The sequence below is a fragment of the Micromonospora sp. bgisy143 genome, assembly GCF_057708145.1.
Genome location: NZ_JBYIRN010000032.1, coordinates 72,842 through 83,501 on the forward strand (window position 1 = coordinate 72,842; position 10,660 = coordinate 83,501).

Sequence of the window (10,660 nt, forward strand, 5' to 3'; positions counted from 1 at the left end):
CCGCTACCAGCCGAGTGGTCGTCTCTGGTAGAAAAGTCCTCCGGTCGGGCCGTCTGCCGCCAGCGTGGCAAGCCAGACGAAGGTGTCCGCAGCCTCATCGGGCGTAAGATCCGCCTTTCCATAGGCCAAGCGGGTGTCGACCTTCCCCGGGGACGCCGCGTTCACCAAGATGCCGTCATTCTTGAGCTCAGCTGCGAGGATGCAGGTTAGTGCGTTCACCCCAGCTTTCGAGACTCGGTAAGAGACGCTCCCGGTTCCCATCTCGCCAAACGTCCCCATGTGGCTGGTGACGTTGACGATCCTGCCGTACCCGTTCTTCTTCATCTCGGGGATGGCCGCAGTGCAGCACCGCCAGGTCCCCATGATGTTGGTGTCCAAGGTGGCCCGCACCTTCTCGATGTCGGCGCTGGCCGCTGCCTGGCCTCGGTCGATGGCGATGCCAGCGTTGTTGACAAGGATGTCCAGCCGGCCGTACTGGTAGCCCACGTCCGCCATCGCGCGAGCGACGCTGGCGGGATCGGCGACGTCTAGTTGCCGTCCGGACGCGGAAAGCCCTTCCGCGAGTAGCTCGTCGGCGGCCCGCTGTGCGGCTTCCTCGGTGCGGGCCGTGACGACCACGTGAGCGCCGGTCGCGGCTAGGTTGCGGGCGATGGCCTTGCCGAGGCCCCGATTGGAGCCGGTGACAACTGCGACCCGGTTGGCCTCACTCATGTCAGCAGACTACGCACGCACTCGTCCAACGCACCTGCGGCAGGGTGTCGATGCGCCACGAGGCGACCGTGAATGTCCAGCAAACGGCGGTGGTTGCGCACGGATCGCGTGGCGACGACATCTGGAGCTGCCTCGGCAACGAGGCTGCATGCCTGCTCGACATCTCCAAGGTTAAGTACGGAATCAGCGCGCCAGATCAGATAGGTTGCGCGGTCCCGGCTGCGCTCGGCTGGTTGGAGAGCGAGGGTCTGCTGGAGCCAGTAATCGCTGGATTGGTGGCGCTGGAGGAGCAGGTAGCAGGCCGCAACCTGGGCCGAGTACTCCGCATGATCAAAATAGCTCGCCCAGGCCGGACTTGCTTCATCATCAGCGCGTGACATCTCGGTGTCGGCCTCTGCGAGCCGGCGTTCGCACGCTACCGATTCACCAAGCACTGCGTGGGTGCGAGCCAAACGCGTAGTCAACATCGCTTGCACGCGGGCAGGCGCATCCTTCGCCCCGGCTCGCGCAGCATCGGCTAGGCGCAGGGCTTCGATGGGGCGTTCAGCGTCGACCCGCTGGAGGCTCATGCACTTCAGAATGTTCGCGCCTGCCGCGCGGTCCGCTGCGGAGTGAGCGGCGCGGAGGGCGGCAAACCAGTAACGCTCAGCTGCCGCGTGGAATCCCGCATCGAAACTAGCCCAGCCAGCAATCCGCCCCAACTCGGCGGCGACAATCAGCAGGCGATTCCCGGCAGCCTCCGAGTAACTGCTGTGGCGTAGGAGATCCGTTACCAGCCGAAGCTCGGCGTCAACCAGCGAACGCACGCTCCCGCCACCGAGGCTGGCGTCCATGCGCCGCAGGGCCGGCAGCCGCTGTTCAAAGCAGTCTAGGAGGTCCGTGTCCACCCGGCCTCCCTCAAGCGCCGCGTTGATCTTTGGCGGCTCGGTTGCGAGCCACTGCTCGGCTATCGCGGCAGCTAGTCCGGCCTGCATGATCAGAAACCCTCGGCGATCTAGCACTGCTGGTCCTGCAGTGTCGTCAAGCAAGGCCACTGCTCCCTTGACAGTCCACGGTGCTGATGTGCTGATCGAGGGGCCCGTAGGGAGCCAGTGTGGCCACCCGAGCGCCTTAACTGTCTGCCTATCAACTCCGAGTTCTTCGGCCAAGGCGATCTGTGAATCCTCATCCGGCACCACACCCCATCGCTCCCACCGCCAAGCCTTCTCGCGCCGGGCTGCGGTGTTTAGGCGGCGCGCGATGACATTGACAAGATCTTGCTGCGTCCAACTTCGCTGTTCTCGAACGTAGCTCAGCGGATGCACCAGAAGCTGACTCCGTGGCGATGGTGTCCGCGTCATCCTGCCTCCCGATCGTCGTCGTCACTCTAGTCCGATCCGGTCAGCAAAACCTGTTCCCAACTGCGGAAACTGCTCGGATTCGGCATGAGACAACAGCGAGACAACAAGCTAGGCATCGATTTGGTTCGGTCGTTCAGCTTTCCTGAATAGGTCAATCCTCTACGGGGTTGATCGGTCGCTGTCGGTGATGGCAGGTCTGGCGGAACTTGAGTCGCCTGGCTCGACGGTGATCAAAGGAGTCACCCCCAGAGGCGCTGGCGAACCTCCTAGCTGGAGGAGCCGAGAGGAGGTCGTAGAGATGTGCCGGCGGAAGTGGTTTGTTCCGGCCGACGAGCGGTCGTTCGACCCCGTGGGCGGCAACGTGACGCGACAGAGGGAGATCGACGCGCGGATAGGGTGTTATGCGGAGGGCACGAAGCCCAGTCGGGCGATGGGCGTTCCTAGTGTCCGCGTATCCAGGGCCAGCCGGCATAATGGCTGAGCTGGGAAAATCGCTGATGGTCACTCTTGCCGCGCCTGACCGTGCCGCCGACCACTTCTGGTCGTTCATGGAGGACCGCAGCGTACGGCTGATTCCGCACCAGCTCGCGCCGGTGCTCTTCTCGACGCTTGGACGGGTGGTCGCGGGTCGTGGTGATCCGGCTGGTCGGCGTGCGGCCTTGGCGGTGCTGGGCCGGATGTACCGGCGTTTTGAGCTTCAGCCGTATCACGGGACGGCCGTCGCTGCTGCATTCGTCGATACGGTGCGTCGGTTCGCAGGCGAGGATTGGGATTCCGAGCTGGCGGGTCAGTGGGAGGTGGGGTGTCGTCGGGCGCTGCGGCTCGCGGAGCGGGCGGCGGGGGCCTTGGGCGATGGTCCCCATGTGACGTTCGGCGAGGTGGAGGCGTCCGTGGTCGCCTCCGATGGTGTCGCGGTGTTGACTGTTCGGCCGATGCGAAGGCTTCGGTATCTGCCTGGTCAGGCGATCCCGGTGTGTACGCCTCGGCTGCCGGGGCTCTGGCGGTGGTACTCGCCGGCGAGCGTTCCGCGTCCGGATGGGCGGGTGGAGTTCCACGTTCGTGCCATATCGCAGGGTGTGGTTTCACCTGTTCTGGTCGAACGGGTCGCGCCGGGGGAGGCGCTGTGGCTGGGGCCGGCCTCCGATGTCGGAATGTCGCTGGAGGCCGCTGGTGACGCGGACCTGCTATTGGCCGCCGGGGGAACTGGTCTTGCGCCGTTGCGGGCACTGGTGGAACAAGTTGCCGGGTCGCCGAACGGGCGGCGGGTGACGTTGGTGGTGGGCGCGCCCACGTTGACTGACCTTTACGACGCGGTCGCGTTGGACAAGCTTCAGCAGGCGTATGGCGAGTGGCTCACGGTTGTGCCGGCTCTCTCGAACGACCGGGATGTGGAGCTGGCCGCGCAGGGCGACGTGCTCAGCATGGCTCTGTATCACTATCGGCCGGGGGACGCGTTCTACGTCTGCGGCTCGCCGCGGTTGATTGAGGCAGCGCGCAAGCGGCTGCCTCTCGCGGGGGTCGCTGCGGACAGCCTGCATCTCGCTGCGACTTTCCATCGCGCCCTCGATTCGGCGCTGTGGGTGTCTCGCCAACGCTCCGCGCCCGCTGCCCACCTGGGGATCGTGTTGCAGGCAGCCGGCGGCGGTAGCTCGCTCGGCCGAACCAGGAGCGATGTGCCATGAGCTTGATGGAGACGGCGGTCCGTCGCGCGACCGGCGAAGACGTTGACGCTTTGTCCTCGGTGATGGCTGAGGCGCTGATGACTCAGCCCATGGGTGTGTGGCTGGTTCCTGATGTTGCCAAGCGCGCAGTGGTTCTGCGTCGCTGGGCACGGCTTGTGCTGTTGCAAGGGCTGGAGCGCGGTCGAGTCGATACGACCGACGATCGCGTGGCGGTGGCGGTGTGGTACGCGCGGTTGGAGCCGCCCCCGCCGGCTGCCGCATGGGTGTACGACCTGCACAGGCTCCTCGGCCCGCACGCCGACCGGTTCGCTCTGCTGCACGCCTGTATTGATGGGCTGCGTCCCCACCGCCCTCACCACCAGCTCGCTCACGTCGCGGTCCGTCCCGGGTACGGGGACGCCGCGCAGGCCTTACTAGCCACCCATCACGAGACCCTGGACCTTGCGGCTCTGCCCTCGTCTGCGGAGTGCAGCAGCGACCAGCCCCGAGACGGACTGCTCGCGAAGGTCGGCTATCAGCCACGCTCGCCGATCCTGCTCGCGCCCGGAGGCCCCGCTCTGTGGCGCATGTGGCGCCCTCAACCCGATACCGAGCAGTCCTGCGGATTGGCTGGCGGTGAGCTGCCGCGACGAGTCCGCCTGGACCGCACCGCGACTCCTTTCCTCGGCCGCGTCATTTCGGCGGCACCGCCACGTTCGCCCGCCCAATAGGGCACCGGTTCATCACCTGCTGGCCGCGATACCTCGGCCAGCGGGCCACGTCCTCGCACCCGCATACCGAAGGAAGGCACCCCTCATGCTGACCCGAGCCGCTCAGCCCGCCACCGCACTGCGACCAGGCAGTCCCATCTTGGGGCGCTGGTTGAGGTTGCCAGCACGGGTCGCGCTTGCCGGCACTGGTACCGACCACACGCTCGAAGGCAACGTGACGTTGACGGAGTACGCGTGGGGTTATGCGATCCGGCGCGAGTGGCCAGACGGGACGCATGACCTGTTCGGGTTCACGGCCGACGCCGCCACCGTGACTCGCAGGCTCAACCGCGACCAGGGCTTCTGGCGTTCCGGCCCGGTACGACCGGCGGCGGTCTACGTCGTGCCGGCCAACGCCGCCGATGTGGGCGCGCATCCGGTGGATGGCTGCCGTAGGTCGGGGTGCCCGGACTCGCCGAAGCGGGGGCAGCGGTGAAGTCGGTGCAGGTGCAGGTGGGGCTCGCGCGGCGGACGCTGACGCCGTTCGGGTTGTGGGTGTTTGGAGCGGCGGCCTCGGCGCCCGTGGTGGTGCTCAGCGGAGGCATCGTCGCCACCTATGCGACGACGAAGGTAACGGCTCTTCCTCTGGCCTTCGTGCTCGTGGCCGGCACGGTCGCGCTGCTGGCGGTGGGGTACGCGGCGATGGCCCGCCAGCTCGGGCACCCGGCGGCCTACTACGGGATCCTCGCGCACGGGCTGGGCCGGAGTTGGGGTGTCGCTGCCGGCATGGTCGCCCTGGTGGCCTACAACGGGATCCAAATCAGCCTCTATGGGCTGTTCGGGGCGACGATGGCCGCGCACCTGGGCGGCACGTGGTGGGTGTGGGCGGGCCTCGCCCTGGTCCTCGTCGGGGTGCTGGGTGTGCGGGCGATCGTGCTGTCGACCCGGGCCTTGGCCATCGTGCTGGCCGTGTCGCTGCTGATCGTCGCGGCGTTCGTCCTCGCCGGGGTGGGACAGCCAGCAGCCGGCAAAGTGTCCTGGGACGGCTTTCACGCCTCTGGGCTGGCGGCCAGCGGCGTCGGCGGTGCGGTCGCCTTCTGCATAGCTGCCTTTATGGGCGTCGACGCGCCGGGGTCGCTCGTCGAGGAGGCCGTCGACCGTAAGTCGGTCGGCCGGGCCACCATCGGCGGGGTCCTCCTTCTTGGCGGGGTGTATGCCGTTGCCGCGTTCGCGATGGGAGCGGCGGTCGGCCCGGACGTCGTTGGGGACGTGGCCGCTGATCCGGCGGCGGGGCTGCCGTTCTCGGTCCTGGCGCGCCTGGGCGGCTGGTGGGCGGCCCTCGCGAACGTGGTGCTGATCTTCGCGATCGTCACGTCGATGCTGGCGTTTCACTCGGTCCTCGCCCGGTACGTGTTCGCCATGGCACGGGAGAAGGTGCTGCCGGCGAGTCTTGCCCACAGCAATAGCGCGACCCGGGTCAGTGCGCCGCGTCATGGGTCGTTGATGCAGACGACCGTCGCCGTGGCGGTGGTGGCGGTGCTCGCGTTCAGCGGCGCTGACCCGGTGGCGGTGATGTTCACGTGGCTGTCGGCGTTGGGGGCGATGGGCCTGCTGTGTTTGCTGCTGGCCGCGTCGGTGGCCGCGATGACGGCACCGGCCAGCGCGCGCGGCCCGCAGGCCGGCGCGTGGGAGTGGCGCCTCGCGCCCGCCTTGGGTGTGCTCGGCGGGTCGGTGGTGCTCGCGCTGATGGTCGGCAACGCCGGGTCTCTGCTCGGTGCCGCGCCCGGGTCGCTGTATCCGTTCCTGCTGCCGGTGATCCTCCTTGCCACTGCCGTCGCGGGCGGCGTGTGGGCCGGGCATCTGCGGCGGGCCCGGCCGGAGGTCTACGTCGGCATCGGCCGTGGCACACCCAAGAGACATGCCGTTCCGGACGCCATGAACCTCTCGATCTGAGGAGGCGATGATGAGGACCCACGCAGCCACGTCACCTGGCAGGCACCACGGCGTCGATCCCCTGGACCCGCGCTGGCAAGCGGGCTACCCGCCCGCCGCACCACCTGCCAGTCACCGCGAACCCGTGGTCGCTGTGCCGCCGCCCGGCTACGGCGCGGCACCTGTCCCCACCGGCTACCACCGGCCACCCGACGCCGCCGTGCCTCCGATCCCACCCGAGGGCCCGGCCGGCTCTGACCAGCGCGCCATCGACGGCGACGCGCCGGATGACCTGCGCTGGACTGACCTGCGACTCCAGGTCGTCTACCGGTCCAAGCGGCTGAACACCGGCCACCTCATTGAAGCCGATCAGGCGTTCGGAGGGCGTAACGCGGTCGGCCCCCACGCGCTGATGCTGTTCTTCGTCTCCAACGCCCCCAACGAGCCGCACGGCTACCGCTTGCACACCGCCCACCGCACATGGCCGCAGTCGCCGGACTCGGACGTCTTGCCGCAACTGCTCGCGGAGATGACTGAGGTCGCCGCGGACAACATCGCGTCCATCGGACGCGAGTGGAGTCCCGTCGGCCCGGAGGGTTCCATGGTCAACGGCGGAGACATGACCCTGCCTGCAGGCGCTTGGTATGTGGGCGTGGGTGTCAGCACCCTCGACTCCGACCAGGGCCGCTGGTACCAAGTCGTCCGGACACTACGCGAAGCCGCTGCCGCCGGTCGTCACATGTCGGCGTTCAACCTCAAAGGGCAGTGCTACGTCCTGTTGACCGACGGCACCGCCCTGCACATCGACCGTGACCCGCAGGCCCGCATCGGCGACGACGGCGTGCGCTGCAACAAGACCCTCAACCCGGACCGGATCACCTACTACAACCCATACGAGCATCTCACCGAGCAGGGCGACGACGAGACCCGCGACATCTGGCGGCAGCTCGGCGCACTGCACCACACCCTCACCGCGCACCTGCTCGCGGGGCGGCGGGCGTGACTCATCATCAGAGCCTCAGCCTCGCCGACGCCGCGGACCTCAGCTGCGCGCCGATCGATGTCACGGCCGTGCTCGACCACCTGATCCATGAGGCCGACGCCGCCGCCGCGACGAGCATTGGGTTTCCCGGCGCCGTGGACCTCGACTACGGCAAGGTCATGGCGCGCCTTGGCAATCGGCTGTGGAACAACATCGGCGACCCCGCAGACCTTGGCGGAGTCGTCCACACCCGAGTGCTGGAACGGGCCGTCATCGCCTGGGTCGCCGACACCCTCGCCATGTCCCCCGATGACCGGTGGGGCTACGTCACCACCGGCGGCACCGAAGGCAACCTCTCCGCCCTGCACACCGCCCACCACCGCCACCCCACCGCCCGCATCTACTACTCCACCGCCGCCCACTACTCCATCCCCAAGATCACCCGGATGCTCGGGGCGAGGGGCGTACTGGTCAACGCCGACGCGAGCGGGGAGATGGATTACGCACACCTCGCTGCCCAGGTCAGCCGTCGCCGACGCTGGCCTGCGATCGTGGTCGCCACCGCCGGCACGACCCTGACCGAAGCCGTCGACGACACCACCTCCATCCGCGCCGTCCTCGACGACCACGAGATCACCGGACATCTGCACGTCGACGCGGCCCTGTCCGGAATCCCCCTCGCGCTCGACGGCCGACTACGCCTCGACGACGACAGCGGCATCAGCAGCATCGCCATCAGCGGCCACAAATTCCTGGGCGTACCAACGCCCTGCGGAGTCGTCCTCATCCGCGACCACGCCCGCCACACGGCCAGCCACGTCGCCTACACCGCGACCCTCGACACCACCATCACCGGCTCCCGCTGCGGCCTGGCCGCCGCCCTGCTCTGGCACGCCATCGCCACCCACGGGCACGAAGGGCACCGCTGGCGGGCAACTCAAGCCCGCCGTCTCGCCGCCTACACCGTCGATCAACTGAACGCCGCCGGCTGGCCCGCCTGGCGGCACCCGCACGCCTTCACCGTCGTCATGCCCACCCCACCCGAGCAGGTACGCAAGAAGTGGCTACTCGCCACCGACGGAGCCACCAGCCACCTCATCTGCATGCCCGGAATCACCCACGGCCAGATCGACGCCTTCCTCGCCGACCTCACCGCCACCGCGCCACCACGGTTGATCCCACGGCCCCGGGCGGACGGCCTATCCAACCCGAGCAGGACGTCATGATCCATATCCCCACCAGCCCTCGGAGCCGTCCCGGCGATGACATGGCCACACCCTGGGCTGTCCATTCGGCCGGCGCGGACACCCGCACTGCGTCTCTGCCGTCCGCCGCCCTGGCTGGCCGGCGGGCACATCGCGGGACAGTCGGAGTGGCCGTGCTTGTTACCGCGCTCATCGTCGGGCAGGTGCCTCCGCTGCCTAGTCACGAGTCGGCGCTCCGGCTCGCCGCATTTGCCGGGTGCGACGTGCCGACCCTTAACCATGATCTCGCCGGCACCGCGCACACCCCGACGGCGACCAACCTGCGGCCCGGTCAACCGGCCCGCCCGATCCTGCTCCACCTAGCGCGCCATATCGCAGCGGACCCCTGCGACTCGGCTGCCGGCCGTTTCAATCTGGTCCACCACCGCGCCTGGTACGACAACGAAGGTGACCAGACCACGCTGGATGTCGTGCGTTGGTACGCCGACGACGACTCTGGTGCCGCGCTGATGACCCAGCACCCGAGCTTAGGCGTCGCCGTCACACACGATTTTTGGCCGCCGGGCTGGCTGCGCGACAAGAATCTGTCCCGCGCCTTCCGCAGCACTGATTGGCTCCGCGCCAAGTCAAAGCTGCAAAACGCACAGGTCAACAGGACTACACAACTCGTGGCCGGTCTCGCTTCGCTTGCCACCTGGCACAGCCCCGGCCTACCGCAACGCGCCCTCGCCGCGCAGGCCCTCGCCGACACCACCGGGATAACCGCACACCCCAACACGCTCGACCAGGCCGGCCGTACAGGCATCGCCCTATCCGCCACCAGCGACAACGGCCGTCAGCGGCACCTGCTGATCCTGAACCCCAGCACCGGCGCTGTCATGGCCTACGAGCGCGCCATCCTCACGCCCGCCGGCTGGCGTACACGCGTCTACCTGCTTGTGCTCACCCGCACTCACGCGCCCCACCGTTACTGGGAGCCACCCGCTACCAGCACGCGACCTGCGGCCTCCCTGGATCAGCGGGAGATGCCCCGCAGGTCCGGTGTGTGGCTTGTCCCCGCCGAGCACCCCTGTACACCCGAGCACGAATCAGGAGAGGAATCACCGCGATGACGACCACCCGCAGCGGCCACCTGCGCCCTGCCCGGCTGCGTGAACTGCTCAACCCGATCATCCGGCAGCAACTGGATCGGCTCGATATTCAACCCGGCCAGCGCGTCCTGGAAATCGGCGCCGGCGGCGGCGAGATCACCGCCCACCTGGCCCGCCTCGTCGGCCCCCAAGGCAGGGTCACCGCGGTCGACGAGGACACGAGCTACCTCAACCCGACGAGCGTCATCGACGTCTACCGTCGGGACCTAAACGGTGACGACCTTCCCGGCGAGCCCGACAGCTTCGATGTCGTCGTCGCCCGATGGCTGCACGGCGTTCTGGCCCACCCCCCTGAGGCGCTGGATCGGATGATCGCCCGGCTGCGTCCCGGTGGCTGGCTCGTCCTGGCCGATGTCACCGACAGCCCGCCACGAGTCTTCTGGGCGACCGAGGATGACGCCTTGCTGATCCACACCGTCATGCGACGCGTTAACCGCACCATCCCCGGACTCCTCGGTGGCGGCACCTGGACAGCGGAAGCCCCCGCCCTGCTCGTCGTCAAGGGCATGTCGCAGGTCTGTACCCACGTGTCCACCGAGACCTGGGCCGGAGGCGGTCCCGGCTGCCAGCTACTCACTGACGTGATCGACTGCCTCCGCCCCGTCCTGGCCACACCCGACACCGACCTCGACCGGTTCATCGCGCTCATGGCCGACCCAAACGTGCTCCTGGGCTCCTACGACCGCCGGGCTGTCCACGCGCGCAAGGCAAACCCATGACATGCCTCGTAGGGGCGGCGGGCGAGGCGCTGCCGCCAACCGAACCTGCCGCACCCGCATCGACAAGCACCGAAATTCTCTGCTCCGAGACCAGGGCCGCTGGGAGGCCGACATCTCCCACCAGCCCTCACCTGATAGTCGACGTGCGGCGACTGCCTAATCGGCCGCAGTTCGGCGCGGTGGCCGGTCCCGGGGGGGGGGGGGGGGGGGGGGGGGGGCGGGCCCCCCCCCCCCCCCCCCCCCCCCCCC

10 protein-coding genes are annotated in these 10,660 nt (G+C 68.4%); 8 read left to right on the plus strand and 2 right to left on the minus strand.

Going from position 1 to position 10,660, the window contains the following annotated elements; translation table 11 throughout:
• Positions 1–3: 3 nt before the first annotated feature.
• Entirely contained in the window at positions 4–711 is a 708-nt protein-coding gene (locus AC3EN4_RS27860) for an SDR family oxidoreductase (RefSeq protein WP_435209091.1), read from the minus strand.
• Positions 708–2,051, minus strand: coding sequence for an NsdA family TPR-like regulatory protein (locus AC3EN4_RS27865; RefSeq protein ID WP_488179857.1), 1,344 nt, complete (start codon positions 2,049–2,051; stop codon positions 708–710). The genes AC3EN4_RS27860 and AC3EN4_RS27865 overlap by 4 nt, the downstream gene beginning before the upstream one ends.
• 473 nt (positions 2,052–2,524) lie before the next feature.
• Between AC3EN4_RS27865 and AC3EN4_RS27870 the strand changes: the two genes are divergently transcribed.
• From AC3EN4_RS27870 to AC3EN4_RS27905, 8 genes are all read left to right on the plus strand, one after another.
• Positions 2,525–3,733, plus strand: a complete 1,209-nt coding sequence (locus tag AC3EN4_RS27870) for an FAD-binding oxidoreductase (protein ID WP_435209094.1) — start codon at positions 2,525–2,527, stop codon at positions 3,731–3,733.
• On the plus strand, positions 3,730–4,443 hold the full coding sequence (locus AC3EN4_RS27875; RefSeq protein WP_435209096.1) for an N-acetyltransferase: 714 nt from the start codon (positions 3,730–3,732) through the stop codon (positions 4,441–4,443). Before AC3EN4_RS27870 ends, AC3EN4_RS27875 begins: the two co-directional genes overlap by 4 nt.
• Positions 4,444–4,582: 139 nt before the next feature.
• A complete protein-coding gene (locus tag AC3EN4_RS27880; RefSeq protein WP_488179858.1) occupies positions 4,583–4,918 on the plus strand; it encodes a hypothetical protein in 336 nt (111 codons plus the stop codon).
• 11 nt (positions 4,919–4,929) lie between these two features.
• Positions 4,930–6,375, plus strand: a complete 1,446-nt coding sequence (locus AC3EN4_RS27885; RefSeq protein WP_435209108.1) for an APC family permease — start codon at positions 4,930–4,932, stop codon at positions 6,373–6,375.
• Positions 6,376–6,499: 124 nt separating this feature from the next.
• Positions 6,500–7,357, plus strand: coding sequence for a hypothetical protein (locus tag AC3EN4_RS27890; RefSeq protein ID WP_435209099.1), 858 nt, complete (start codon positions 6,500–6,502; stop codon positions 7,355–7,357).
• Positions 7,354–8,562, plus strand: coding sequence for a histidine decarboxylase (locus AC3EN4_RS27895; RefSeq protein WP_435209100.1), 1,209 nt, complete (start codon positions 7,354–7,356; stop codon positions 8,560–8,562). The genes AC3EN4_RS27890 and AC3EN4_RS27895 overlap by 4 nt, the downstream gene beginning before the upstream one ends.
• Before the next feature lie 152 nt (positions 8,563–8,714).
• Complete coding sequence (locus AC3EN4_RS27900) at positions 8,715–9,653, plus strand: hypothetical protein (protein WP_435209102.1); 939 nt, start codon at positions 8,715–8,717, stop codon at positions 9,651–9,653.
• The gene (locus AC3EN4_RS27905) at positions 9,650–10,411 is read left to right on the plus strand and encodes a class I SAM-dependent methyltransferase (protein ID WP_435209103.1); all 762 of its coding nucleotides are present in this window, start codon (positions 9,650–9,652) and stop codon (positions 10,409–10,411) included. Before AC3EN4_RS27900 ends, AC3EN4_RS27905 begins: the two co-directional genes overlap by 4 nt.
• The last annotated feature ends 249 nt before the right edge of the window (positions 10,412–10,660 follow it).

What these genes read in the sequence shown, in the direction of transcription:
- AC3EN4_RS27860 (WP_435209091.1), bottom strand. Translation starts at nt 711, where the DNA reads ATGAGTGAGGCCAACCGGGTCGCAGTTGTCACCGGCTCCAATCGGGGC.
- AC3EN4_RS27865 (WP_488179857.1), bottom strand. Translation starts at nt 2,051, where the DNA reads ATGACGCGGACACCATCGCCACGGAGTCAGCTTCTGGTGCATCCGCTG.
- AC3EN4_RS27870 (WP_435209094.1), top strand. Translation starts at nt 2,525, where the DNA reads ATGGCTGAGCTGGGAAAATCGCTGATGGTCACTCTTGCCGCGCCTGAC.
- AC3EN4_RS27875 (WP_435209096.1), top strand. Translation starts at nt 3,730, where the DNA reads ATGAGCTTGATGGAGACGGCGGTCCGTCGCGCGACCGGCGAAGACGTT.
- AC3EN4_RS27905 (WP_435209103.1), top strand. Translation starts at nt 9,650, where the DNA reads ATGACGACCACCCGCAGCGGCCACCTGCGCCCTGCCCGGCTGCGTGAA.